Below are 24,342 nucleotides of genomic sequence, written 5' to 3' on the forward strand. Positions count from 1 at the left end.
GCGGGCGCCCGCCGGGAGGGGAATGGTGTTGAGCGGTGGGCACCTCGGCGGCCACACTGCCGGCAGGGGCGGGGCCCGTCCGGGCCCGGCCCCTGCGGGACGAGCGGGTCGGACGTGGGCAGGTGAGAGCGACGCAGACCGCCGGTGGGACCGCGGACCGGCCGCGCGGGGGCGACCGGTGGTCCATCGGCGTCGCGGTCGCGGCGTGCACGACCTTCCCGGTGCTCGAGGTCGCGGCGATCGCGGTCGGCGGCACACCGGAGGCGCTGCTGCCCGCGGTGCTCGCCACCGTCTGCTACCTGCCGCCGTTCCTGTGGATCGTGGTCGCCGTGGTGGGCGGTCGCCGGCCGCGCGGGGCGTGGTGGCTCGTGGGCGGGATCGGCGCCGTGCTCGTCGCGGCGGCGATGACCACCGGCACGCAGTCCCTTGCGGTCTTCCCGGCCCTCGCCGTGGCGGCGATGCTGCTGGTCCGCCCGGCTCGGGCACCCGCGGTCCTGCTCGCGCTCGTCGCCGCGACCGCGCCGCTCGCGGTGGCCCTGGGCGGTGCGGTGCAGGACTTCTGGTACCCGACCGAGGTGCTGTGGCTCTACGCGGTCGTCGCGCTCGTCGCCGCGGTGCGGCGCCTCGAGCAGGCCCGAGGCGAGCTGTCCGAACAGGCCCTGCTGCGGGAGCGGCTGCGCATCGACGACGAGCTGAGCGCCACGGTGGGCGTCGCCCTCGCAGACCTGGCCGACCGGGGCGAACGCCTCTCCGGCCCGTCACGCAGCGGCCCGGCCGAGCTGGCCGAGCTGGTCGCGGCGTCGCGCCGGACGCTGGCGCAGGCGCGCCGCGTGGTCCGCGGGTACCAGCGCTCGGAGATCCACGCGGAGCTGGAGTCGGCGGTGGCCCTGCTCGCAGCGGCCGGGATCCCCGCCCGGGTCGTCGGACCGCGGGCCGCACTGCTCGCCGACGACGAGGCGGCGGTGCGCCGGCAGCTGCGGTCGGCCACGGCCCGGCTGCTGCGGGGTGGGGCCACCGGCGGCGTCGTCCTGCGCGTCGACACCGAGGGGGTGGGCGCCGCGCCCCGGCTCGTCGTCCTGCCCGACGACACCGGTGCGCGGGCGCGGGTACCGGGATGACCCCACCCGCCCTGCTCTCCCGGTCCGCACCGTCGGGGCGCCCGCTCGGCGTGCGGTCACGCCTGCTGCTCGCCGCGGCGCACGTGCCGCTGCTGCTCGTCCCGGTCCTGCTCGCCGTGTTCCTCAGCGACACCACGAGCCCCCTCGACCGGGCGATCGCCACCGCCGCCGCGATCGGCGTCTGCCTGCTGCAGGTGCGCCACGCGCTCGCCGCCGCGGACGGCGTGCGCCCGCCCGCCTGGCCGCTGAGCCTGCTCGCGCTGGCGGTGCTGGTGTACCTGCCACTCACCTGGCTGCCGCAGAGCTGGATCATCACCCAGTGGGCGCTCGTGGCCTCGCTGGTCATGCTGCTGCCCCGCCGGACCGGCGCAGCGCTCGGCGCGCTGGTCGTCCTGGTTTCGGAGGCGGTGCTGACGCTGCAGGCCGTGCAGCAGTACGCGCTCGGGCCGCTCGTGACGGCGTGGGCCGCCGCCTACAACCTCACCGTCGCCGCGCTGGGTCCGATCGCGCTGCTCGCCGCGACCCGCCTGGTCCGCGTGCTCGACGACCTGTCCGCCGCCCACGCCGAGCTCGCCGAGGCCGCCGTCGCGCAGGACCGCCTGCGCATCTCCCGCGACCTGCACGACGTCCTCGGGCAGAGCCTGTCCGCGGTGTCGCTCAAGGGTGAGCTGGCGATGCGGCTGTGGGCCACCGACCGGCCGGCGGCGCTGGCCGAGGTCGAGAGCCTCACCGCCGTCGCCCGGGCCGCCCTGCGCGACGTGACCGCGGTGGCCTTCGACCGGCACCCGACGTCGGTGCGCAGCGAGCTCGACGGCGCGGCGGGGCTGCTGCGCGCGGCGGGGATCGAGACCCGGATCGAGGTCGCGCTGTCCGACACCCCGCGGGCCCAGAACGACGCTCTGGGCTGGGTGCTGCGGGAGGGGGTGACCAACGTGCTGCGGCACAGCACGGCCACCCGGGTCACCATCCGCGGCGATCAGCACGACGGGCGCCTGCACCTGGAGCTCGTCAACGACGGCGCGGTTCCCGACGGCGCGACCCCCGACGGCGCGACCCCCGACGGCGCTGCGCCCGGCAGCGGCATCGCCGGCCTCACCGCGCGCCTGGCCCCCCTCGGCGGGGTCCTGACCTCCGGGCCCCTGCCCGGTGGACGGTTCCGGCTCGCCGTCGACCTGCCCGAGGAGCTGCCGTGACCGACCCCGTCCGGGTGCTGATCGCCGAGGACATGCACATGATCCGCGGCGCGTTGGTGGCGCTGCTGGCGCTGGAACCGGGCATCGAGGTGGTCGCTGAGCTGGAGCGCGGCGACGAGATCGTCGACGCGGCGCTGCGCACCCGGCCCGACGTCGCCGTGATCGACATCGAGCTGCCCGGCTGCGACGGCATCACCGCCGCCGCTCAGCTCCACGACCGCCTCCCGAGCTGCCGGGTCCTCGTCCTGACCGGGCTCAGCCAGCCCGGGCACCTGCTGCGCGCCCTGCAGTCCCACGTCCGCGGGTTCGTCCTCAAGGACGCCCCCGCCGACGCGCTCGCCGCCGGGATCCGCCGCGTGGCCGCCGGCCAGCGGGTGATCGACCCCGAGCTCGTCGCCGCGGCCATCGAGACCGGCACCACTCCCCTGACCGGCCGCGAGACCGACGTGCTGCGCGCGGCGCAGGACGGCGCCTCCACCGAGCAGATCGCGACCCGGCTGTGCCTGTCCACCGCCACCGTGCGCAACTACCTGTCCAACGCGATCACCAAGGTGGGCGCCCGCAACCGGATCGACGCGATCCGCATCGCCCGAGAGGCCGGCTGGATGTGAGCACCGACGACGCCGAGCGGCGCCTCACGATGGTCCTGGTGGCCGACGTCGCCGCGGCCGACGTCGGCGCGTTCCAGGAGTACGAGAGCCTGGTGCTGCCCCTGCTCGCACGGCACTCGGGCCGGCTCGAGCGGCGCCTGCGGGGCGCCGGCGGCACGGTCGAGGTGCACATCGTGTCCTTCGCCTCCCGCGCCGCCCACGAGGCGTACGCGGCGGACCCCGAGCGGCTCGCGCACCGCGCCCGGCTTCGCGCTGCGCACATCGACGTGCGGGTCGTGGAGGTCGACGACGTGTAGCGGGTGCGCGGCGCCGCAGGCTTCGCTTCCGCTACGGACCGCTGAGTTGAGCGTTCCCCCGCCAGTGGTTCCAGCCGCGATCCCGGGCCCGGGGTCAGCGTGCAGGCGGGTTCGGGTCGAGCCGTGTGGCCCGGGCGACCCGGGCGTCGAAGACGGTGCAGCGGCGCGTCATGGTGCGCTCGACGGTGTCGAAGCGCCGCCGCAGCGCGGTCTCGATCCGGCCGAGCGTGGCCTCGTCGAGCAGCAGGGGTCGCGCGGCCCGGCTGGGGGCACGCCCGCCGTGCCAGCTCAGCAGCAGCCGGCCGCCGGGGCGCAGCAGTCGGCGCAGCTCGCCGGCACCGGAGTCGAGGTCGGGCCAGATCGCCACGGTGTTCACCGAGACGACCACGTCGGCGCACCCGTCGGGCAGGCCGGTGGTGGCGGCGTCTCCGGGTCGGACCTCCAGCCGGGCGGCGGCGATTGCCGCGGCGTTGGCCCGGATCGCCAGTGCCCGCATGTCCACCGACGGCTCGACGCCGATCACCCGCCGCACGTCCGCACGGGCGGTGAGCAGCCCGAGCAGTGCACCGGGCCCGGGGCCGACCTCGACCACCTCGACCGCCCCGTCCACCTCGCCCGCCGCCAGCAGCGCCAGCACCTCCCGCTGCTGGCCGCGGTTGAGCAGGCGCATCAGCCGCCCGCCCAGCCGACCGAGGCGCCCGGCCGGTAGCGCGGCGAAGCGGTTGGGGGTGGTACCGGTGGTCCAGGACGGGGCGGGCGATGCGGGGGTGGCCGGAGCGCTCATGGGTACCACGGTGGATGCTCAGGGGCCCTCGATGTCAAGCCCGGGGATGTCCATCGGCGAGGCAGCCCGCCGGGAGCCGGTTCAGGGCGTCGGGGATGTCATCGAGGAACCGAGCTCCAGGTCGAGGGCCCGGTCGGCGGCGGGGAGGAGGTCGGAGTAGCACCGGCGGTACACCGCGGCGCTCTGGGCGGCGGGCCAGTCCGCGGAGAGGTGCCGCGCGGGCAGCCCAGGGTCGGCGCGCAGGACCCGCAGCCAGTCCGCGCCCAGCAGCGTGATCCGCCCGAGGGGGTCCCCCGCTCCGGGTCCGGCCCACCAGGTCCGGATGAACTCCCCGTGCCGCTCCCGGATCTGGTCCACCGGCCACGCCCTGCGGATGAACGCCTGGACCCGCACGTCCGGCATGGGCGAGGCCGCGAACCACTCGGCCAGGCCGGTGACCTCGTCGAGCCCGGCGTCGTTGAGGACCGCGGCCACGTCGACGGTCCCCGGGGCGATCCACACCCCGTCGCGCAGCCCTCCGAAACCGGCCCACGTCAGGGTCGCGCGGACGCGGTGGCGCAGGTCGCGGCGGCTCTCGGGCACGGAGTAGCTGAGCAGCGTCCACTCGCCGTCGGGGTGCTCGAACGGTGCCGGGGAGGCGACCCGCAGGCTGGCCTTGCGCACGAGGGCCTCCGCGTCGGGGGTGAGCCGGTAGTGCGCGGCCCGGCCGACCTGCGTGCGCTCCAGCAGGCCCCGGCGGGTCATCCGGGCCAGCGTGGCGCGGGCGGCGGCCTCGGCGACCCCCAGCCCGCTGAGCAGGCGGATGAACACCGCGGAGGGGACGGGCGGGAGGTCGCGCCCGCGCACCACGCCCCCGAAGAAGCTGAACAGCAGGGCCTGGGGGCGGTGCCCGTGCGGCTGGCCGTCGGGCCCGGCTCCGGGATCGGCACCCGGCTCGGCGGCGTCGACCGCGCCCCAGTCCTGCAGCGCACCCTCGGACACGCCTCGCCCTCCCGCCTCGACCCGCTCCCCGGGTCGAGCCTGCCACGCGGCGAACGTTAGACACAATCTTGACGTACGTCAAAGACGCTTCTAAGGTCCCTGTGACCCGCACCACCGAGCGCTGCGTGATCACCCTTCCGGGCGCCTCGGACGCGACTCCCAGACGGAAGGTGCTCCGTGCCAGTCCCCCTACTGACCGTCGACGACCTGGCGGTCGACTACGACGGCGCCGTCCAGGCGCTGCGCGGGGTCTCCGTGCGCGTCGACGCGGGGTCCGTGGTCGCCGTGCTCGGGAGCAACGGCGCCGGCAAGACCACCCTCCTGCGGGCCATCTCGCGCTCCCTGGGCGGCGTCGGCGGCGCGGTCACCGCCGGGCGCATCCACTTCGACGGGCACGACCTCGCCCGCCGCGACGCCGCGGGGGCGGTGCGCGCCGGTCTGGTGCAGGTCCCGGAAGGCCGCCGGATCTTCCGCGACCTGACCGTGGCCGAGAACCTGCGCGCCGGCGCCTCCACGGTCCGCGACAAGCGCGCCCGCGAGGAGGCGGCCGAGCGGGTCTTCGAGCTCTTCCCGATCCTCGCCGAGCGCCGCCACCAGCGCGGTGGCCTGCTCTCCGGCGGGCAGCAGCAGATGCTGGCGATGGGGCGGGCGCTGATGACCTCGCCCACGCTGCTGCTGCTCGACGAGCCCTCCCTCGGCCTGGCCCCGCAGCTGGTCGAGCAGATCGGCGACATCATCGGGCAGATCCACGCCCAGGGGACCTCGGTGCTGCTCATCGAGCAGAACGCGGCGATGGGCCTGCGGGTGGCCGACCGGGCCTACGTGCTCGAGGTCGGGACCATCACCGCCGAGGGCAGCTCGGCCGAGCTGGCCGCCACCGACGAGATCCGCGACCGCTACCTGGGCGTGGGGACCTCCAGCACCGCCGCCGCCACCACTGACGACGCACCGGACGACACGACGGTGCACCTCCGGCGCTCCACGACCGCCCGGGCCCGGCAGCTGAGGGTCGAGGACCTGACCGTCCGCTTCGGCGGCATCACCGCGCTCTCGACGGTGTCGTTCACCGTCGAGGCCGGGACCATCCACGCGCTGATCGGCCCCAACGGCGCCGGGAAGTCGACCTGCATCAACGTCCTCGGCGGCGCCTACCGCGCGACCAGCGGCACCGTCCACTACGGCGACGCGGAAGTGACCGCCATGCCCTCGCACCGCATCGCCGACCTCGGCGTGGCCCGCACCTTCCAGAACATCTCGCTGTCGCTCGAGGCGACGGTCCGGGACAACCTCCTCGTCGGCCGGCACCGCGTGATGCGCACCGGCACCGCCGCCCATGCCCTGCGGCTCCCGCGCGCCCGCCGGGAGGAGCGCGCCGAGCGGGAGGCCGTGCGGCGCATCGCCGCCCTGCTCCGCATCGAGCACGTCCTCGACCGCGCCGTGCACACGCTCTCCTACGGCGACCGGAAGCGGGTGGAGATGGGCCGGGCGCTGGCGGCCGAACCCACCCTGCTGCTGCTCGACGAGCCCGTGGCCGGCATGACCCACGGCGAGTCCGCCGTCATGGCCGAGGCCATCCGCGCCGTGCAGCGGGAGCTCGGGCTGTCGGTCCTGCTCGTCGAGCACGACATGCCCTTCGTCATGGGGCTGGCCGAACGGATCACCGTCCTGGACTTCGGCAAGCGCATCGCCGAGGGCTCCCCGCGGGACGTCCAGCGCGACCCCGAGGTGCTGCGGGCCTACCTGGGGACGGCGGCGGCATGAGCTACTTCCTCACCCAGCTGGCCAACGGCCTGTCCTACGGGCTCATCCTCGGTCTGATCGCGGTCGGCTTCGTCATCGTCTTCACCTCCACCGGCGTGCTGAACTTCGCGCACGGCTCGGTCCTGCTGACCGGCGCCTACCTCGTCGCCGTCCTGCAGGGCCCGGTCGGCTTCTGGGCCGCGGTCGTCGTGGGGATCGCCGGTGCGGCGCTGCTGGGCGTGCTGATCAACGCGGTCCTGGTGCGCAACCTCGCCGAGGCCAACCCCGGCACGGCCGCCATCCTCATGCTCGGCGTCGACATCCTGCTGCTCACCGAGCTGACCCGGCGCATCGGCAACCGGGTCCTGCCCATCGGCGCGCCCTGGGGGGCCGACGTGGTCGCCATCGGCGGCGTCACCCTGCCCACCAGCCGGGCGATCGCGGCGGGCCTGGCCGTGGTGGTCTTCGGGCTGCTCTGGTTCCTCTTCGCGCGCACCGGCACCGGCGTCGCGATGCGCGCCGCGGCCGCCGACGGCGACACCGCCTCCCTGATGGGGATCCGGCTCTCGCGCACCGGCGCGGCGGGATGGGCGCTGGCCGGGGCGCTCGCCGCCATCGCCGGCGTCTTCCTCGCCTCGTTCCCCGCGCCGGGCGTGGGCCCGGCGCTGGCCATCAGCGCCTTCGCCGCGATCCCGGCCTGGGTGCTCGGCGGGTTCGACTCCGTCGTCGGCGCGATCGTCGGTGGCCTGATCATCGGCGTGGTCACCGCGCTGGCCGTCGGCTACGAGTCCCACCTGCACTTCCTGGGCCGCGGCCTCGGTGAGGTCGTCCCCTACGCCGTGATGATCCTGGTGCTGCTCGTGCGGCCGTCCGGGCTGTTCGGCCGCGCGGAGGCCGTCCGTGTCTGAGGTCCTCCGCCGGCTCCCGGCCGCCCTGGCCGTGCTGGTCGCCGCGGCCCTGCCGTTCCTGCTCGACGACTTCTGGCTGCAGACCGGACTGTTCACGATGGCGGCGGTGGTCGGGGCGATCGGGCTGACCCTGCTGGTCGGGGTGGCGGGGCAGCTGTCGCTCGGCCACGCCTGCTTCGCGGCCCTGGGCGCCTACACCTACGCCTGGGCCGTCGGCGAGAGCGGCGGCCGGGCGGCCGGACTGGGTCTGCCGCCCCTGCTCGCCCTCGTCCTCGCGGGTGTGGTGGCCGCGGTCGCCGGCGCGCTCTTCAGCCCCATCTCGGGTCGCCTGCGCGGGATCTACCTCGGCCTGGCCACCATCGGGCTGGTCTTCCTGGCCCGCCACCTGATGGTCAACCTGGAGGACGCGACCGGCGGCTTCAACGGCCGGACCGTGGAGCCGTTCTCCGTGCCGGGCTTCAGCTTCAGCAACGAGGATCCCGACTACCTCGCCGTCGCCGGCGTGGAGTTCGAGGGCCTGCACCGGCTCTGGTACCTGTTCCTCGTCGTCGTCCTGCTCGCCGCGTGGCTCGGCCGCAACATCAAGGCCAGCCGCACCGGCCGGGCACTGGCCAACGTCCGCGACAGCGAGACCGCGGCGGCCGCGATGGGCATCCACGTGGCGCGGGCCAAGGCCACCGCCTTCGTCATCTCCTCGGCCTACGCGGGCATCGCCGGCGCCCTCATGGCCCTGGCCTACGGCCGGATCGCGCCGGACCTGTTCGGCCTGCAGCTGTCGATCGACTTCCTGATCATGATCGTGCTGGGCGGTCTCGGCTCGATCGCCGGGGCGGCCGCGGGCGCCGCCTTCGTCGTCATCCTGCCGCTGGTCCTCACCCAGTACAGCTCCGACCTGCCGTTCCTCGCGACGCCCGGCTCCGGGGGCCTGGACGCGGCCACGCTCGCCCGGCTGCTCTACGGCGCGGCGATCATCGCCGTGCTGCTCTTCCTCCGCGGCGGCCTGGCCGGAGCGACCGGCCGGCTCCGCCACCGGCGCGCCCCCCACCCGGCCGACACCGACGATCCCCCACCCGCACCTCCTCCCCCATCGCCGGCTCCCCCCGGCGCGGCCACACCCGCACCGTCGCACCCCGGCGTCCCCACCAGGTCGAAGGAGACCTCCCCATGAAGCACCGGATCCGCACGACGCTGGCGCTCGCCGGCTGCGTCGCCGTCCTCGCCGCCTGCTCCACCGAGGACCCCGACGCCGCCCCCGCCGGTGGCGGCGCGGAAGGGGAGGTGCGGACCGGCACCGGCGTCACCGCCGACACCATCACCGTCGGCATGCTCACCGACCTCTCGGGCCCCTTCGCCGCCGGCGCCGCGGTCCAGGTCACCGAGACCCAGGCCTACTACGACCAGGTCAACACCGAGGGCGGGATCTGCGGGCGCGACGTCGAGGTCGACGTGCAGGACCACGGCTACGACCCGCAGAAGGCCGTGGCGCTCTACCGGAGCATGGCCTCGAACGTCGTCGCCCTGCAGCAGGTCCTCGGCGGGCCGACGTCGGCCGCCGTGCTGCCGCTGGCCGAGGCCGACGGGCTCTACCTGGGCGGGCACGGCTGGGCCGGCGTCGCGCTGCAGTACGAGAACGCCCAGATCCCCGGGACCACCTACAGCATCGAGAGCGCGAACGCGATCGACTACCTCGTCGACGAGCTGGGCCTGGCCCCCGGCTCCAAGGTCGGCGTCGTCTACTTCGTCGGCGACTACGGCAGCGACTCCCTCGCCGGCGCCCAGCACGCCGCCCAGCAGCGCGGTCTCGAGATCGTGCCGCAGGAGATCACCCCGCGCGACACCGACCTGACCGCCCAGGCCTCCGCCCTCCAGCAGGCCGGGGTGTCCGCGGTGATCCTCGGGGCCGCGCCGGCCCAGCTCGCCTCGCTGGCCGGCGTCCTGGCCGCGCAGGGCCTGAACGTCCCGCTCTTCGGCAACACCCCGACCTTCGGCCCCTCGCTGCTGGCGACGCCGGCCGGGCCGGCCCTGGAGCAGAACTTCTACACGGTCACCAGCATCGCACCGTTCAGCCTCGACCAGCCCGGCGTTCAGGCGGCCCGCGACCTGTACGAGGCCGCCGCCCCCGACGGCGAGACGGGCTGGGAGGTGCCCCTGGCCTACGCGCAGGCCGAACTGCTCACGACCGCGCTCCGGGGCGCCTGCGACGCGGGGGACCTGACCCCGGAGGGCGTGGTCGCCGCCATGCGCAAGACCACCGGCCTGGACACCGAGGGCCTGTACGCGACGCCGCTGGACTTCACCGACGCCGCGCAGCCGCCGACGCGCACGGTCTACGTCTCGCGCGCCTCGGGCCAGGCCGAAGGCGGCCTGGAGGTCCTGGGCACCTTCGAGGGCCCGAGCGCCCAGAGCTACCCGGTCGGCTGACCCGTGGCGGACACCCTGCAGCGCTGCGAGCTGCTCACCCCCGCCGCCGCCGACGTGCCCGAGCAGGTCATCGGTGACGTGCTCGGCCGGGCCGCCCGGCTCGGTCCGGCCGATCCGCTGGTCCGCACGGTGACCCCGCACGAGGAGCGGGTCTGGACGGCGGCCGGGCTGCTGGCCGACGCCGAACGGGTGGCCGCCGGCCTGCTGGCCCGCCACGACCCGGGTGCCCGGATCGCCACCTGCCTGGTCAACGGCCCCGAGGCCGTGCTGCTGCAGTTCGGCGTGGCCCTGGCCGGGATGGTCCTGGTCCCGGTCAACCCGCGCTCCCGCGGGCCCGAGCTGGAACACGCGCTGCGGCTGTCCGGCGCCGAGGCCGTCTACGCGGCCGAGGACGCGGCCGGCGACCCGGCGGCCGACCTGGCCGCCGAGGTGGCCGGCCGGCTGCCTGCGCTGCGCGAGGTCCACCGGTGCACCGGCGACTGGCGGGCGCTGCGCCACGACCGAACCGTCGATCTCCCGACCGTCCCGCCGCAGGGCCTCGCGCAGATCCAGTTCACCTCCGGTACCACCGGCCGCGCCAAGGGCGTGCAGATCACCCACTCCGGCATGGTGGCCACGTCGCACGCCTTCCGCGACCGCATCGGACTGCCCGAGGGCGGCGTGTGGGTCAATCCCATGCCGCTGTTCCACACGGCCGGCAACGTCCTGGGCGTCATGGGCGCCCTCTGGCAGCGGTGCGAGCACGTGGTCGTGGCGTTCGAGCCCGCCCGGGTGCTGGAGCTCATCACCCAGCACCGGGCGACCCTGCTGTCGGCGGCGCCGACCCTGCTCGACCTGCTGATGGCCCGCCCCGAGATCGGCCAGGCGGACCTGAGCAGCCTGCGGGTGGTGTTCACCGGCGGCCAGACCGTGTCGCCCGGCTTCGTCGACCGGGTCGAGTCGGCCTTCGCCGCGCCGCTGATCACCACCTTCGGCATGACCGAGACCTGCGGCTCGGCCCTGCTGCCTGCGCCCACGGACCCCGATCCGGTGCGCCGGACGACGGTCGGGCGACCGCTGGCCGGAACCGGCGTCCGCATCGCCACCCCGGACGGCGTCCCCGCCGCGCCCGGCGAGGTCGGGGAGCTCTGGTTGCGCGGGGAGCGGCTGACCCCCGGCTACTACCGGGACCCCGAGGCGACCGCGGCCGCGATCGACCCCGGGGGCTGGCTGCACACCGGGGACCTCGCGGTCATGGACGCCGCGGGCGCCTGCCGGATCGTCGGGCGGCTCAAAGACATGATCAAGACCGGCGGCGAGAACGTCTCGCCGGAGGAGGTCGAGGAGGCCGTCGTCAGCCATCCGTCGGTGGCGCGCGCCGCGGTCGTCGGTGCCCCCGACGAGCGCTGGGGCGAGCTGGTGGTCGCCTTCGTCGTCCCCGAGCCCGGCGCCGCGATCGACCCGGCGGAGCTGGAGCGGCACTGCCGTGCGCGGCTCTCGCCGTTCAAGGTGCCGCGGGCATGGCGCGCGCTCGAGGAGCTGCCGATGACCGCCTCCACCAAGGTCCAGCGGGCCGAGCTGCGCCGGATGGCCGCCGCGGACCCGGCCCTGCGACCCGCGGTGGCCCCATGACCCCGACGTTGCTGACCGGGCTGCTCGACGACCTCGCCCTGGCGCAGGCCTTCGCCGGACCACCCGGCCGGGGCCGAGTCCCCCGGGCCGGCACGAGCTGACCCGTCACCGCGTCCGTCTCCGGCGGGCGCACCCCCCACGTGGAGGAGTACTGCAGTGGATCTCTCCGGCAAGGTCGCCGTCGTCACCGGGAGCGGGCGGGGCCTCGGTCTCGCCTACGCCACCGAGCTCGCCCGCCGCGGCGCCGCGGTCGTCGTCAACGACGTCGACGCCGACGTCGCCCGGGCCGCCGTCTCGACGATCACCGGGGCCGGCGGTCGCGCCGTCGCCGAGGTCGTCGCGGTCGGCACCGGCGAGGCCGCCCAGGCCCTGGTCGACCGGGCGGTCACCGAGTTCGGCCGGCTCGACGTCCTGGTCAACAACGCCGGCATCCTGCGCGACGCCACCCTGTGGAAGATGACCGATGAGCAGTTCGACGCCGTCATCACCACCCACCTGCGCGGCACCTTCACCTGCACCCGCGCCGCTGCGGTCAGGCTGCGCGAGCAGGGCGAGGGCGGGCGGATCATCTGCGTCGGCTCCCCCACCGGCCAGGTCGGCAACTTCGGCCAGACCAACTACGCCGCGGCCAAGGCCGGCATCGTCGGCATGGTCCGCACCTGGGCGATGGAGCTGGCCCGGGCGAACATCACCGTCAACGCGGTCATCCCGGTCGCGGCCACCGCCATGACCGAGACCCTGCCCTTCGTCAAGCCCTACGTCGACGCGCTCAGGGCCGGCGAGCCGCTGCCGCCCCACGCCCGCCGCGAGCTCAGCTTCGGCCCGCCAGAGGACGCCGCCGGCCTGGTCGCCTTCCTCGCCTCCGACGCCGCCGCCGCCGTCACCGGCCAGGCCGTCGGCATCGGCGGCGACCGGCTCGCCCTGTGGTCGCACCCGAGCGAGTTCGTCGTCGAGTTCGCCGACGGCACCGGGTGGTCCACCGACGACATCGCCGCCGTCTGGCCCGAGCGGTTCGCGCCGGCCCAGCAGACCGTGGGCCAGCAGCTCGAGCCCCCGCCCGCGAGCTAGTGGTCGCGGGCCACTGGACCTGGGAACCAGCTGCGTCGCACCGGGTCCGAGCGGGAACATCGACCTCATGCCCCCGTCCACCGATCTGCACCGCTTCGTCGAGGCCCAGGACTCCGCCGGCGTGTACGCCCTCGCACTCGCCGAACTGCGCCGGGGCCGCAAGCACGGGCACTGGATGTGGTTCGTCTTCCCCCAGATCGCCGGTCTGGGGCACAGCCCGACGGCCCAGCACTACGCCATCGCCGACCTGGACGAGGCGCGCCGCTACCTGGCCGATCCCGTGCTGGGTCCGCGCCTGCGCGAGTGCGCCCGGGCCCTCGCCGGGCTCGACACGAGCGACCCCGTCGACGTCCTGGGCCCGGTCGACGCCCTGAAGCTGCACTCGTCCATGACCCTGTTCACCCTCGCCGACCCCGACGAGCCGGCGTTCCGCGCGGTGCTCGACCAGTACTACGGCGGGGCCCTCGACGACGGGACGACAAGTCGCGTCTGAACCGAGCGGGGGCCGTCAGCGACGGGCGAGGACGGCCATCGCCACCGCCCCGCCCGCCCACGACGACCGGCGTCTCGACGGGGTTGTCGTCGTCGACCACGGGGATCCCCCCGCGGCGACTACCCGCTCGGGTGGGTGGCGGGGCCCGGCCGCACCGCATGCTGCGACGGCCGACACCGGCACGACACGCCGACGAAGGAGCAGCAGCGACGATGACGTCCGCTACGCAGACCACGCCACCCGAGACCGGTGAGACACTCGAGCTGGACGCCGTGATCCTCGGCGCCGGCGTAGCCGGCCTGTACCAGCTCCACCAGCTGCGCCAGCAGGGCTTGCGCGTGCTCGTCTTCGACCGGGCCGGTGACGTGGGCGGCACGTGGTGGTGGAACCGCTACCCGGGTGCCCGCTTCGACAGCGAGGCCTACATCTACCAGTACCTGTTCGACGAGGACCTGTACAAGGGCTGGAGCTGGAGCGAGAAGTTCCCGGGCCAGCCGGAGATCGAGCGCTGGATGCGCTACGTCGCCGACCGGCTCGACCTGCGCCGCGACATCCGGTTCGGCACCACCGTGACCAGTGCGCACTACGACGAGGACCGCGGCCGTTGGACGATCCGCACCGATCGCGGCGATGTGGTCGACGCCCAGTTCTTCGTCAGCTGCGCCGGGATGCTGTCGGCGCCGCTGGAGGACGTCTTCGCGGGACAAGCCGACTTCACCGGTGGGATCTTCCACACCTCGCGATGGCCCGCCGAGGGCGTCGAGCTGGCCGGGAAGCGGGTCGGGGTGGTCGGCATCGGTGCCACGGGCATCCAGGTGATCCAGACCGTGGCCGAGCAGGTCGCGCAGCTCACCGTGTTCGCCCGCACCCCGCAGTACGTGCTGCCGATGAAGAGCCCCGCCTACGGCGAGGCCGAGCAGGCCGCCTACAAGGGGCGCTTCGACGAGCTGAAGTCCACGATCCCGCACACCTTCACCGGCTTCGAGTACGACTTCGAGCACGTGTGGGCCGAGTGCACGCCCGAGCAGCGCCGGGAGGTGCTGGAGGAGATCTACGCCGACGGCTCGCTCAAGCTGTGGCTGGCCGGCTTCGGGGAGATGTTCTTCTCCCAGGAGGTCAACGACGAGATCTCCGGGTTCGTCCGGGAGAAGATGCGCGTCCGGCTGAAGGACCCGCGGCTGATCGACGTCCTGGTCCCGACCGACTACGGCTTCGGCACCCACCGCGTGCCGCTGGAGCGCAGCTACCTGGAGGTCTACCACCGGGAGAACGTCGAGCTGGTCGGGGTGCGCGACAACCCGATCACCCGGATCGTCGCGTCCGGCATCGAGCTCGCCGACGGCACCACGCACGAGCTCGACGTGATCGTGCTGGCCACCGGGTTCGACGCCGGCACCGGGTCGCTGACCCGCATCGACGTGCGCGGGCGCGGCGAGCGCAGCCTCACCGAGGACTGGGGCCGCGACATCCGCACGATGATGGGCCTGCAGGTGCACGGCTACCCGAACCTGCTCACGACCGCGGTCCCGCTGGCCCCGTCGGCGGCGCTGTGCAACATGACCACCTGCCTGCAGCAGCAGACCGAGTGGATCGCCGACGCCATCCGGCACGTGCGCGAACGCGGTCTGTCCACGATCGAGGCGACCGCGGAGGGCGAGGCCGCCTGGGTCGCCCACCACGACGAGACCGCCGGCGCCACCCTGATCGCGAACACGACCGGTTGGTACCTCGGCTCGAACGTTCCCGGCAAACCCCGGCGGGTGCTGTCCTACACCGGCGGCGTGGGCACCTACCGGCAGAAGTGCGACGAGGTGGCGCGCGAGGGCTACCCGGGCTTCGACATCCGCTGACGCGGCATCCCCATCGTCTCGACCGAAGGAGTTCGACCATGGGTTCTGGGTTCGACGGCAGCGCCGCTGCCGCCATCGACGAAGTGCTGGCCGGCGCGGTCCGCACCGGCGCGGTACCGCACGTCGCGGCGATCGTCGCCGACCGCGACGGCATCCTCTACGAGGGCGGCGCGGGGGTGCGGGTCGCCGGTGAGGGCGACGACCCGGTGACCACCTCCACCCAGTTCCGGATCATGTCCATGACCAAGATGGTGTGCACGGCCGCCGCGTTGCAGCAGGTCGAGCGGGGTGAGCTGGAGCTGGACGCCCCGGTCGACACCTACCTGCCCGAGTTCGCCGACCTGCAGGTGCTGGAGGGCTTCGACGGCGACACCCCGAAGCTGCGCCCGGCCGGCAACCGGGCGACCGTGCGCAACCTGGTCACCCACACCTCGGGGCTGGCGTACTGGTTCTGGGACGCCGACCTCGCCCGCTACGAGAAGGTCACCGGCCAGCCGAACGTCGTCCCGGGCTCCCTGGAGGCGTTCAAGGCGCCGCTGGTCACCGACCCGGGCACCCGCTTCGTCTACGGCATCAACACCGACTGGCTGGGGCGGGTCGTCGAGACCGTCGCCGGCACGACCCTGGACGTCGTGATCAAGGACGGGATCACCGGCCCGCTGGGCATGGACGACACCATGTTCCGCCTCGACCAGCAGCGCTACGCCAACTGCGTCAGCGTGCACGTCCGCGGCGAGGACGGGGCGTGGACGTCGGCCGGGGAGATCCTCAACCAGGAGCCCGACTGGTGGGCCGGCGGTCACGGGCTGTACTCCACTCCCCGCGACTACATCCGGTTCGAGCGGGCCCTGCTGCGCGGCGGCGAGCTCGACGGCGCCCGGATCCTGCGGTCGGAGACGGTCGACGCGGCGTTCACCAACCAGATCGGCGACCTCGACTTCCCGGCCGAGATCCCGACCGCCGACCCGCCGATAACCGCATCGCTGAACGTGGGACCGGGCTGGAAGTGGGGCTACGGCCTGCTGCTGAACACCGTAGACGTCCCGGGCGCGCGGCGGGCAGGCACCGGTGCGTGGGCCGGGCTGTTCAACACCCACTTCTTCGTCGACCGCGCGACCGGGATCTGCGCGTCGATCTACACCAACTCGCTGCCGTTCATCACCGAGGAGGCGTGGAAGACCTACGCCGACGTCGAGGCCGCCGTCTACGCGGCGCTCTGACCGTCTCCGGTGCGGGCTGCTGTCCGGCTCAGGGCAGCAGCCCGCCCCGGCGCGCGAGCGACACGGCCTCGGCCCGGTTGGTGGCGCCGAGCTTGGTGTAGATGTTCTTCAGGTACCACTTCACGGTGTTGACGGTGACCGTCAGCGAACGCGCGATCTGCTGGTTGCTGCGGCCGAGGTCGAGCATGCGCAGGACGGCCAGCTCGCGGCCGGTGAGCTCGACGGCGCACGCCTGCCCCATCCGCCCGGCGCCGGTGCGGGCGAGCAACGCGGCCAGCTCGCCGGAGGCGATCGGCGCGCCGGCCCCGGTCCCACCGTCGAGCCAGGTGTCGGCCTCGGCCCGGGCCAGCAGCCGGCCCAGCACCGCGGCGACCTCCGGGCCGCCGCCCAGGACCGGGTGGTACAGCCCGGCCGGGAGCGCGTGGGCCAGCGCGGCGGCGAGGCTGCGCTCCGCGGCCATCCGCCGCGCCGCGCGCTCCTGGACCACGCTCAGCTGCACGGTCGCGGCGACCGCCGCCCGGACCTGCCCGCGCCGCTGCAGGTCGGCGATCAGCTCCTCCAGCAGCGCCGTGGCGCCCTCGTGGTCGCCCTCGGCGGAGCGGACGGCGGCCACCGAGCCGGTCCGGATCTGGTCGATCACCACCCCGATCCCGCCCGCCCAGCCCGTACCGCCGGGGAGGTCCTGCGCGGCCCGGCGCGCCTCGCGCAGCCGGCCGGCGGCCAGCAGTTGGCGGATCCGCTCGGCCTCGATGGCCGCCCGCAGCCGGGTCAGGCCGAGCCGCTCGGCGACCTCGGTCCCCTCGGCCAGCAGCTCCCCGGACTCGGCCCCGGCCCCGCGGTCGGCCCGGATGCGGGCGAGCAGGGCGTAGCTGGCGACCATGAAGTCGACGACCCCGCTCTCCGCGCCCAGCTCCCGGCTCTCCTCCAGCAGCCGCTCGGCCTCGTCGAGCTCGCCGCGTTCGTAGTGCAGCTCGCCGAGCAGGGCGCCGGCCAGCCGTGCCGCGTGCGAGCGCCGGCCGGCCGACTCCCTGGCCAGCGCGACCGCGCCCTGCAACTGCTCCTCGGCGGCGGGCAGGTCCAGCTGGGCGAGCGCGGCGATGCCGGCGAAGCAGCGCCCGTAGACCCCGGCGAACGGCCCGATCGTCCGGTCGTGGAACGGCCGCGCCCACGCCTGGCGGTCCCGCGCCGCCCGGTACCGCATCGCGTGGATGTCGCAGAACGTCTGGATGTTCGCCGCCACCGCCACGATCCACGGCCGGTAGGCGGCCGACCGCGTGAGGCTGCGCTCGACCAGCTCCTCCACCCGGTCGGTGCGGTCGCCGTAGATGTCGATGCACGCCTGCACGACGTCGGCCTCGCTGTGCATCTCCTCGTGCTCGGGGCCGACCGGCACGGCCAGGTGGAGGTGGTCGAGGGCGAGCTGCGCGTCGTGCGGGCGCTGCAGCAGGCAGTTCGCCCAGGCGATGGCCATCAGCAGCTGCGGGCGGTCGTGCGTGGCCCGGGCCGGCAGCCGGCCCGCGAGCCCGAGCAGGCTGACCATGCGGCTGTGCTCGACCAGCGGCATCGCGTGCGACTCGACCAGGTCGGTGGCCCGGCCGGGGTCCCCCGCGGCCAATGCGTGCGCCACCGCCTCGGGCACGAGGTCGTGCGCGGAGAACCAGTCCGAGGCGCACCGGTGCAGCTCGGGCACCTGCTCGGGGCGGTCGCGCTCCAACCGCCGCCGCAGGTGGTCGGCGAACAGGTGGTGGTAGCGGAACCACGTGCGCTCGGCGTCGAGCGGGCGCAGGAACAGGTCGCGGCGCTCCAGCTCCTCCAGCACCGCCTGCCCGTCGCCGCGCCCGGCGAGCGCCCCGGCCAGCTCCCCGCAGAGCCGGTCGCAGACCGACGTGGCCAACAGGAAGTCCAGGATCTCGACCGGCAGGGCGTCGAGCACGTTCTCGGCGAGGTACTCGCCGATCGAGTGGTGGCGCCCCGAGAAGTCCCGGATCAGCGCGGCCGGGTCGGCGCTGTCGCGCAGCGACAGCGAGACCAGCTGCAAGGCCGCGACCCACCCGTCGGTGCCCTCCGACAACCGCGCCACCTCGTCACCCCGCAGGGCCAACCCGTTGAGGTCCACCAGGAACGCCCTGGCCTCGTCGAGGTCGAAGCGCAGCGCCGCCGCGTCCACCTCGGTCAGCTGCTGGCGCACCCGCAGCCGGCTCAGCGGCAGCCGCGGCCGGGTGCGGCTCGTGAGCAGCAGCGAGAGGTTCGGCGGCGCGAAGTCCAGCAAGTGGACCAGTGCGCGGTGCACCCGCGCGTCGTCGATCACGTGCCAGTCGTCGAAGGTCAGCACGAACCGGGCGGGGTGCCCGCCGATCAGCTCCAGCACCGCCGACAGCGTGTAGCGCTGGGTGTCCTCGACTCCCTGCTCGATCAGCTCCCGCAGGTCGTCGAGGGTGTCCGCGCTCTCCGGCAGCGCCCGGCGCACCGCCTCCAGCAGGTGCGAGAGGAACCAGTGCGCATCGTTGTCGTCGCGGTGCAACCCGAGCCACGCGACCGCCGCACCCTCGGCCTCCAGCACCCGCAGCCACTGCACGGCCAGGGTGGTCTTCCCGTACCCGGCCGGGGCCTGGATCAGGGTGAGCTGGCGCCAGGAATCGGCGCGCAGTACCGCGAGCAGGCGCCGCCGCTCGATGACGTTGCGGACGTAGGTCGGCGCACGGAACCGGCTCGACGCGTCCGGCGGGTGCGCAGGTCGCGCGGCAGGCGTCATCGGCGCACCTCATCGGGCTCGGGCGAGGCCGTGCTCAGCACGGATCGTCGCGCCTCGCGGGTCCGTGGGCAACGCCGTCGGCGTGGGCCGCACCACGCCGACTACCCGCACGGGTAGTGGAGACCGAACGCTCACGCGCGCCGGCTGCTGCCCGGTCGTGGTCGAGGTCTTCGGATCGACCTCTGGAAGGGCGGCCTCGATCGGGCCGGCGCTGTCGGGGGTGGACGGCGCGCGCTAGCGTGCTCGGGGGGGCAGCGCCGCTACCCCGGCGAGGAGGAGCGGTGTCCAGGACCGAGGACGGCTCAGTGGTGGTCGGCGTCGACGGGTCCCCGTCGGCGCGGCACGCGGCGCTGTGGGCGGCCGGTGAAGCGGCCCGCAGGGGGGTGCCGCTGACGGTCGTGCACGCCCTGCCCGCGGACGGCGGTCCGACCACGGCACCGCCATGGCTCGATGAGCTGGCAGCCGACGTCCGGCGGGGCGGGACCGTCGAGGTCGACGTGCGGCTGCCGCGGGGCACGCCGGTGTCGCTGCTCGTCGACGCGGCCCAGCGGGCTCGGCTCGTCGTGGTCGGCGGCTGGGGCGCGGACGCCTACCCCGGCATGCTCGCCGGGTCGGTGGCCCTCGCGCTGGTCACGCACGCCCCCTGCCCGGTGGCGGTCGTCCGGGGCGGCGCGCCGGAGGCCGCGCCGGCGAGCCGGGGACCGGTCGTGGTCGGGGTGGACGGCTCCCCGACCAGCGACGCCGCCCTCGACGAGGCGTTCGACATCGCGACCGCCTGGGACGCCGAACTGGTGGCGGTGCACACCTGGAGCGACGTGGTACCCGGGCCGAGCGGCGAGGTCGTCCGGCTGCGGGAGGACTGGAGCACGCTGGCCACCCGGGCCGAGGAGCTGCTCGCCGAACGCCTGGCCGCCCGTCGGGAGGCGTACCCCGGGGTGGTCGTCGGGTCCCGCGTCCTCGCCGACCGGCCGGTGCGCGCCCTGCTCGGAGAGGCCGAGACCGCGCGGCTGCTGGTGGTCGGCCACCGCGGCGAAGGGGGGTTCAGCGGCATGCTGCTGGGCTCGACCAGCCAGGTGCTGGTGCAGTACGCCCCGTGCCCGGTCCTGGTCATGCGCCCCACCGACGTGCGTGCCTGAGCCGGCCGAGGGCCGGCGAGAAGACCCCGGCTGGAGGTAGGCCCGTCCTCGAACGGCGGCGGGGGCTGACCGGGCACGATGCGCCGGCCGCTGATGTCCTGCGGGATCACCGCATCCGGTGCCCGTGCTCGCCCGGCGTCGACGGCTCCACCCCGGTCGCCACCGTCCACGCGACGAGCTCGGCGCGGTGCTCGCTGGTACCCCCTCGGCGAGACCGCGCACCAGCACGCTCCACCCGCTGCGGATGCGCTGGTCGATCTCGCCGACCTCGAAGGTGACGTCGGCGTGGTCGGCCACGGCGAGCTCGGTCCCCGGGTCGGCAGGCGGTGGCTGCGATCAGGCCCTCCCTCCACCGGGAGCGCACCAGCGTCGGACCGCCCAGGACCTGTAGATCGCCATCGCCTTCTCGGAGAAGTCGGGTGATGTGCGCCGTGATCCTCCCGTCGAGGAGGTGCGTACCAGGTCGCGGCGGGTGTCGGAGGGTGGAGGGCACCACGTAGGTGGGTGTCGCGTCGATGAGGCCCAGCACTGGAGCGTCCGGATAGGCGTTGCGCAGTTGCTCGTGACCGTCGAAGGTTCTCCGGCCGATCAACAGGGCATCGATGCGTCGGATCCCTCGGCCAGCAGCGCGTGTAGCTCCTCGTCGAAGTAACGGCTCCTCCCAACCGTCAACGCTCTCGACGACGCCATCCATGGACATGAGCAGTCCGGCAACCAACCTACGCATGCTTCATCCGTCCCTCTCCTTACTCGCCCGTCGTGGAGAGCCCGATCCACGACCGCCGACACGGCGCACCGCATGCCGGCCCGACCTCGGTTGGACTCCGCAGGCTCTGGGCCCAGCCCGGCCGCATGGGTTCGGGCACCAGCGTCTTGGCCGGCAGCAGCGAGGCGTCGACGGCCTTGGTGCCGACCGGGCGCAGCACCGCCGCGCAGATCGTGCGCGTGGGCGACGTCGACCGCGATGGTCAGGTCCGCCCGGACCGGGCTGCCGTCGGCGGCCGGACCATGACGTCGATCGGGGTGGAGTCGATCTGGACCTGGTCGCCCGGTCGGCCGGCCGGCGTCGGGGTGGACGCCGTGGCCGGCCGGTTCGCGGTCCCCATGGCTCAGCTCCGCTGGCTGCGGTTCAGGTAGGCGAGTACGGCGTACACCCGCCGGTGGCGCCCGTCGGCGGGGCCCAGGCCGAGCTTGGCGAAGATGTTGCCGATGTGCTTGTGCACGGCGTTGTCCGAGACGAACAGACGGTCGCGGATGGCGGTGTTGTCGTGCCCCTCGGCCATCAGAGCGAGCACCTCCCGTTCCCGTGGGGTCAGGGTGTCGACCAGGTCGCCGCGGTGGGCGCTGAGCAGCTGGGCGACGACCTCGGGATCCATAGCCGTCCCCCCGGCGGCCACCCGGCGCAGCGCGTCGACGAACTCGCCGACCCGACCGACCCGGTCCTTGAGGAGGTAGCCGACCCCGCCGCGGCCGTCGGCCAGCAGTTCGCGGGCGTAGTCCTGCTCGACGTACTGCGACAGCACCAGGACCGGCAGGTTCGGCCAGGTCCGGCGCGCGTCCAGCGCGGCGCGGATGCCCTCGTCGCGGAACGAGGGCGGCAGCCTGATGTCGACGATCGTCGCGTCCGGTCGGTGCTCGGCGACGGCCGCGCGGAACTCGCTCGCATCCCGGGCGCTGGCCGCGACCTTGATGCCGTGGGTGCCCAGCAGCAGTTCCAGACCGGCCGCGAGCAGGACGTTGTCCTCGGCGATCACGACCCGCACGGCAGCTCCGCGCGCACGGTTGTCGGACCGCCCGCAGGGCTGGCCACGGTGACGGCGCCGTCCAGGGCTGCCACCCGCCCGCGCAGCCCGGCCAGGCCGCTGCCCCGCGCCTCGTCCGCGCCGCCGCCGCCGTTGTCGTGGATCTCCACCGCGAGCGTGGCGCCCCGCCGGGCGATTCGGACGGTGGCCTCCGCGGCCCCGCCGTGTCGGGACGCGTTGCTCAGCCCCTCGGAGACCACGAAGTACGCGGCGGCCTCGACCGGCGCGGGCAGCCGGCCTGGGTCGTCGACCTCCAACCGCACCGGGATGCCGGCCCGCGCGGCGAGCGCCCGCACCGCTCCGGCGAGCCCGCGGTCAGCGAGGATCGGCGGGTAGATCGTGCGGATCACCGCCCGCAGCTCTGCCATTGCCTCCTCGGTGCCCTCGTGCGCCTCGTCCAGCAGGGTGGCCGCCGCACCGGGATCGGCGGCCAGTGCCTCGCGGGCCACTCCGAGCCGCATCGCGATCGCGACCAGCCGGGCCTGGGTGCCATCGTGCAGGTCACGTTCGATCCGGCGCAGCTCGGCGGCGTGCGAGTCGACGGCGTCGGCTCGGCTGCGGGTCAGCGCGTCGACCCGCTGGGCCATCGCCTCCTGCGGCGACGGCGCGAGGGCGGCGAGGCAGGTCCGGGCGTGCCAGCGGGCCAACCGGGGCACCGCCCACCACCCGAGCGCGCCGACGGCGAGGACCTGCACCGGGGCGAGCAGGGCGGCCGTCCAGCTGGTGATCGGAACGACGAGCATCAGGCGCAGCGGGGTGCCGGTGGGGAAGAGCCACCACACCGGGGCGGCGAGCGTGGTGAAGACGATGTCGCCGACGCAGACCAGCGTCACCAGGCCTGCCGGCAGCCCGCTCGCCACCGCCCGGACGATCCAGCGCAGGTCGCGGCGGACATCCGGGTCGGCGGTGTACCGGCGCCACCGCGGCCCCGCGCCGGTCCCGGGGAGCGGCCGGCCCGCCACGGATGTGCCCAGCAGCGCCCCGGCGCGGCGGCGGTGCCATTCCGCCCACGTCCGCAGCGCGGCGAGGGCCCTGGGCAGCAGCACGAAGCCGGCGCCCCCGGCGACGACCGTCATCGTCGCTCCGAGCAGCAGCAGCGGGGCGAACGTCGTCGCCATCGCCGCCACCAGCGCGACCAGCAGGTAGCGCGCCGCCGCGAGCCGGTGGTGCATCCGATCCAGCACGCACCCGAGTCTGCCAACCAGCGCCTCGCTGTCAGTACCGCCAGCTCCACCATTCCGGCTCCGGCGCGCGGTATCGTCGGCCACCCCGGGCCGCTCCTAGCGTCACCGAGCATGTCGATCGCCTCTGCGCCCGCGGCGCCCCGCCGCGAGGTCGCCGTCTTCCTGTTCTGCACGTTCGCCGGCGTCTGGCTGGTGGCCACCCCGCTCCTGCTGGGCGCCGGCGTCGACGATCCGGGGTCGGCCCCGGTCATCTGGGTCGCGATGTACACGCCGGCGCTGGCTGCGCTGCTCGCCCGTCGCCGGCTGCGCGCCCTGCTCGTCGAGACGGGGGTGACCGTCGTCCGCCCGGCCCGCAAGCTCCTGGTCTACTGCGCGGTGGGCCTGCTGCTGCCGCCGCTGCTGGGCGTGCTCGCCCTGGGGCCGAGCGTGGCGGCCGGCGCCTTCGCCTTCCACGGCGACCCGATCGCCCGAACCGTGGAGGTCCTGGTTCCGGCGCTCGCCGCGCTGCCGGTCCTGGTGGTGCTGGTCCTCGGTGAGGAGGTGGGCTGGAGCTTCCTGCTGCCCCGGCTGCTCCCGCTCGGCCTCGGACCGGCGCTGCTGGTGAGCGGCGTGGTGTGGGGCCTGTTCCACGCGCCGTTCACCCTGGCCGGCTACCACTTCCCGGACCGGCCCGGGTGGCTCGCGGTGCTCTGCTTCACCGTCGCCTCGGTGCTGCTGGGCACGCTCATGGCCTGGTTGCGACTGGCCACCGGCAGCATCTGGCCCGCGGTTGCGGCGCACGCCTCGGCCAACGGTCTCGCCCTGCAGATCCCGGCGGCGTTCGGCGCGCCCACCGACCCGGCCGGCGCAGTCTTCGACACCACGCTGGCCGGCTGGCCGGGCTGGGTGGCGATGGCGGTCGCGGTCGGGGTCCTCCTCGCGACCGGCCGGCTCGCCAGGGCGGCGCGCACGGCGTTGCCGATGCCTGCGCGCTGATCACGCGTCCCGTCGACGAGTGCCCTTCCGGACCCGACCGATCAGGGTCCCGCCGGGTCCACGTGCACGTCGGGCCGTGTTTCGGTGTGTATCCGTCGCCCGCGTCCTGTCCTCCTCGCAGCGATCGAGTCGGGATTCCCAGGCTGAGGAGAACGCCCCAGAGGAGCGCCGCCCGGACAAGGTACGCCGGGCCATCGGT

General features: G+C 74.7%; 22 protein-coding genes. 16 read left to right on the forward strand and 6 right to left on the reverse strand.

Annotation, left to right across the window (positions count from 1 at the left end):
• The first annotated feature begins 122 nt into the window (after positions 1–122).
• The 4 genes from KDL28_RS28850 to KDL28_RS28865 are packed head-to-tail and all read left to right on the forward strand — an operon-like array spanning position 123 to position 3,218.
• Positions 123–1,118 (forward strand): sensor histidine kinase, encoded by a 996-nt coding sequence (locus KDL28_RS28850; protein ID WP_252443628.1) that lies wholly within the window; start codon positions 123–125, stop codon positions 1,116–1,118.
• On the forward strand, positions 1,115–2,311 hold the full coding sequence (locus KDL28_RS28855; protein WP_252443630.1) for a sensor histidine kinase: 1,197 nt from the start codon (positions 1,115–1,117) through the stop codon (positions 2,309–2,311). Before KDL28_RS28850 ends, KDL28_RS28855 begins: the two co-directional genes overlap by 4 nt.
• Entirely contained in the window at positions 2,308–2,922 is a 615-nt protein-coding gene (locus KDL28_RS28860; protein WP_308216076.1) for a response regulator transcription factor, read from the forward strand. Before KDL28_RS28855 ends, KDL28_RS28860 begins: the two co-directional genes overlap by 4 nt.
• Positions 2,919–3,218: a hypothetical protein gene (locus tag KDL28_RS28865; RefSeq protein ID WP_252443632.1), complete on the forward strand. Its 300-nt coding sequence runs from the start codon at positions 2,919–2,921 to the stop codon at positions 3,216–3,218. The genes KDL28_RS28860 and KDL28_RS28865 overlap by 4 nt, the downstream gene beginning before the upstream one ends.
• 94 nt (positions 3,219–3,312) lie before the next feature.
• Here the strand turns inward: KDL28_RS28865 and KDL28_RS28870 are convergent, their stop codons facing one another.
• Positions 3,313–4,002: a class I SAM-dependent methyltransferase gene (locus tag KDL28_RS28870; RefSeq protein ID WP_252443634.1), complete on the reverse strand. Its 690-nt coding sequence runs from the start codon at positions 4,000–4,002 to the stop codon at positions 3,313–3,315.
• Positions 4,003–4,083: 81 nt separating this feature from the next.
• Positions 4,084–4,983 carry a PaaX family transcriptional regulator gene (locus KDL28_RS28875; RefSeq protein ID WP_252443635.1) on the reverse strand — a complete coding sequence of 300 codons (900 nt, stop codon included), beginning with the start codon at positions 4,981–4,983 and terminating at the stop codon, positions 4,084–4,086.
• 177 nt (positions 4,984–5,160) lie between these two features.
• Here KDL28_RS28875 and KDL28_RS41735 point away from each other — a divergent pair, with 177 nt between their 5' ends.
• The 9 genes from KDL28_RS41735 to KDL28_RS28930 all read left to right on the forward strand — a co-directional run bounded on the left by KDL28_RS41735 (position 5,161) and on the right by KDL28_RS28930 (position 16,294).
• A complete protein-coding gene (locus KDL28_RS41735) occupies positions 5,161–6,744 on the forward strand; it encodes an ATP-binding cassette domain-containing protein (RefSeq protein ID WP_308216077.1) in 1,584 nt (527 codons plus the stop codon).
• A complete protein-coding gene (locus KDL28_RS28890) occupies positions 6,741–7,631 on the forward strand; it encodes a branched-chain amino acid ABC transporter permease (RefSeq protein WP_252443637.1) in 891 nt (296 codons plus the stop codon). Before KDL28_RS41735 ends, KDL28_RS28890 begins: the two co-directional genes overlap by 4 nt.
• Positions 7,624–8,799, forward strand: coding sequence for a branched-chain amino acid ABC transporter permease (locus tag KDL28_RS28895; protein WP_252443639.1), 1,176 nt, complete (start codon positions 7,624–7,626; stop codon positions 8,797–8,799). Before KDL28_RS28890 ends, KDL28_RS28895 begins: the two co-directional genes overlap by 8 nt.
• Entirely contained in the window at positions 8,796–10,052 is a 1,257-nt protein-coding gene (locus KDL28_RS28905) for an ABC transporter substrate-binding protein (RefSeq protein ID WP_305882257.1), read from the forward strand. The genes KDL28_RS28895 and KDL28_RS28905 overlap by 4 nt, the downstream gene beginning before the upstream one ends.
• A 3-nt stretch (positions 10,053–10,055) precedes the next feature.
• Positions 10,056–11,663, forward strand: coding sequence for a class I adenylate-forming enzyme family protein (locus tag KDL28_RS28910; RefSeq protein ID WP_252443641.1), 1,608 nt, complete (start codon positions 10,056–10,058; stop codon positions 11,661–11,663).
• A gap of 156 nt (positions 11,664–11,819) precedes the next feature.
• On the forward strand, positions 11,820–12,731 hold the full coding sequence (locus KDL28_RS28915) for an SDR family NAD(P)-dependent oxidoreductase (RefSeq protein ID WP_252443642.1): 912 nt from the start codon (positions 11,820–11,822) through the stop codon (positions 12,729–12,731).
• 67 nt (positions 12,732–12,798) lie between these two features.
• Positions 12,799–13,224: a DUF1810 domain-containing protein gene (locus KDL28_RS28920; protein ID WP_252443644.1), complete on the forward strand. Its 426-nt coding sequence runs from the start codon at positions 12,799–12,801 to the stop codon at positions 13,222–13,224.
• Positions 13,225–13,436: 212 nt separating this feature from the next.
• Positions 13,437–15,074, forward strand: a complete 1,638-nt coding sequence (locus KDL28_RS28925) for a flavin-containing monooxygenase (protein WP_252443646.1) — start codon at positions 13,437–13,439, stop codon at positions 15,072–15,074.
• A gap of 38 nt (positions 15,075–15,112) precedes the next feature.
• The gene (locus tag KDL28_RS28930; RefSeq protein WP_252443648.1) at positions 15,113–16,294 is read left to right on the forward strand and encodes a serine hydrolase domain-containing protein; all 1,182 of its coding nucleotides are present in this window, start codon (positions 15,113–15,115) and stop codon (positions 16,292–16,294) included.
• Between the two features lie 28 nt (positions 16,295–16,322).
• On the opposite strand, the gene KDL28_RS28935 is transcribed toward KDL28_RS28930, so the two are convergent.
• The gene (locus tag KDL28_RS28935) at positions 16,323–19,046 is read right to left on the reverse strand and encodes a winged helix-turn-helix domain-containing protein (RefSeq protein WP_252443650.1); all 2,724 of its coding nucleotides are present in this window, start codon (positions 19,044–19,046) and stop codon (positions 16,323–16,325) included.
• Between the two features lie 281 nt (positions 19,047–19,327).
• Here KDL28_RS28935 and KDL28_RS28940 point away from each other — a divergent pair, with 281 nt between their 5' ends.
• Positions 19,328–20,182, forward strand: a complete 855-nt coding sequence (locus KDL28_RS28940) for a universal stress protein (protein ID WP_252443652.1) — start codon at positions 19,328–19,330, stop codon at positions 20,180–20,182.
• A gap of 106 nt (positions 20,183–20,288) precedes the next feature.
• Here KDL28_RS28940 and KDL28_RS42235 read toward each other — a convergent pair whose 3' ends face one another.
• Positions 20,289–20,909 (reverse strand): dihydrofolate reductase family protein, encoded by a 621-nt coding sequence (locus KDL28_RS42235; protein WP_372497101.1) that lies wholly within the window; start codon positions 20,907–20,909, stop codon positions 20,289–20,291.
• Positions 20,910–21,034: 125 nt separating this feature from the next.
• On the opposite strand from KDL28_RS42235, the gene KDL28_RS28945 reads away from it, so the two are divergent.
• Positions 21,035–21,319: a hypothetical protein gene (locus KDL28_RS28945; RefSeq protein ID WP_252443653.1), complete on the forward strand. Its 285-nt coding sequence runs from the start codon at positions 21,035–21,037 to the stop codon at positions 21,317–21,319.
• On the opposite strand, the gene KDL28_RS28950 is transcribed toward KDL28_RS28945, so the two are convergent.
• Positions 21,292–21,945: a response regulator gene (locus KDL28_RS28950; protein ID WP_252443654.1), complete on the reverse strand. Its 654-nt coding sequence runs from the start codon at positions 21,943–21,945 to the stop codon at positions 21,292–21,294. The two genes, KDL28_RS28945 and KDL28_RS28950, sit on opposite strands and share 28 nt — an antisense overlap.
• Entirely contained in the window at positions 21,933–23,168 is a 1,236-nt protein-coding gene (locus KDL28_RS28955; protein ID WP_252443655.1) for a sensor histidine kinase, read from the reverse strand. The genes KDL28_RS28950 and KDL28_RS28955 overlap by 13 nt, the downstream gene beginning before the upstream one ends.
• Before the next feature lie 111 nt (positions 23,169–23,279).
• Between KDL28_RS28955 and KDL28_RS28960 the strand changes: the two genes are divergently transcribed.
• Positions 23,280–24,143, forward strand: coding sequence for a CPBP family intramembrane glutamic endopeptidase (locus KDL28_RS28960; protein ID WP_252443657.1), 864 nt, complete (start codon positions 23,280–23,282; stop codon positions 24,141–24,143).
• Positions 24,144–24,342 lie beyond the last annotated feature (199 nt).

The organism is Pseudonocardia humida (assembly GCF_023898865.1).
GTDB lineage: Bacteria > Actinomycetota > Actinomycetes > Mycobacteriales > Pseudonocardiaceae > Pseudonocardia > Pseudonocardia humida.

Bases quoted from the DNA above. Each gene is read 5' to 3' on its own strand.
- KDL28_RS28855 (WP_252443630.1), top strand. From the start codon at position 1,115: ATGACCCCACCCGCCCTGCTCTCCCGGTCCGCACCGTCGGGGCGCCCG.
- KDL28_RS28870 (WP_252443634.1), bottom strand. From the start codon at position 4,002: ATGAGCGCTCCGGCCACCCCCGCATCGCCCGCCCCGTCCTGGACCACC.
- KDL28_RS28890 (WP_252443637.1), top strand. From the start codon at position 6,741: ATGAGCTACTTCCTCACCCAGCTGGCCAACGGCCTGTCCTACGGGCTC.
- KDL28_RS28905 (WP_305882257.1), top strand. From the start codon at position 8,796: ATGAAGCACCGGATCCGCACGACGCTGGCGCTCGCCGGCTGCGTCGCC.
- KDL28_RS28920 (WP_252443644.1), top strand. From the start codon at position 12,799: ATGCCCCCGTCCACCGATCTGCACCGCTTCGTCGAGGCCCAGGACTCC.
- KDL28_RS28925 (WP_252443646.1), top strand. From the start codon at position 13,437: ATGACGTCCGCTACGCAGACCACGCCACCCGAGACCGGTGAGACACTC.
- KDL28_RS28930 (WP_252443648.1), top strand. From the start codon at position 15,113: ATGGGTTCTGGGTTCGACGGCAGCGCCGCTGCCGCCATCGACGAAGTG.
- KDL28_RS28935 (WP_252443650.1), bottom strand. From the start codon at position 19,046: ATGACGCCTGCCGCGCGACCTGCGCACCCGCCGGACGCGTCGAGCCGG.
- KDL28_RS42235 (WP_372497101.1), bottom strand. From the start codon at position 20,909: ATGCGTAGGTTGGTTGCCGGACTGCTCATGTCCATGGATGGCGTCGTC.
- KDL28_RS28945 (WP_252443653.1), top strand. From the start codon at position 21,035: ATGGGTTCGGGCACCAGCGTCTTGGCCGGCAGCAGCGAGGCGTCGACG.
- KDL28_RS28960 (WP_252443657.1), top strand. From the start codon at position 23,280: ATGTCGATCGCCTCTGCGCCCGCGGCGCCCCGCCGCGAGGTCGCCGTC.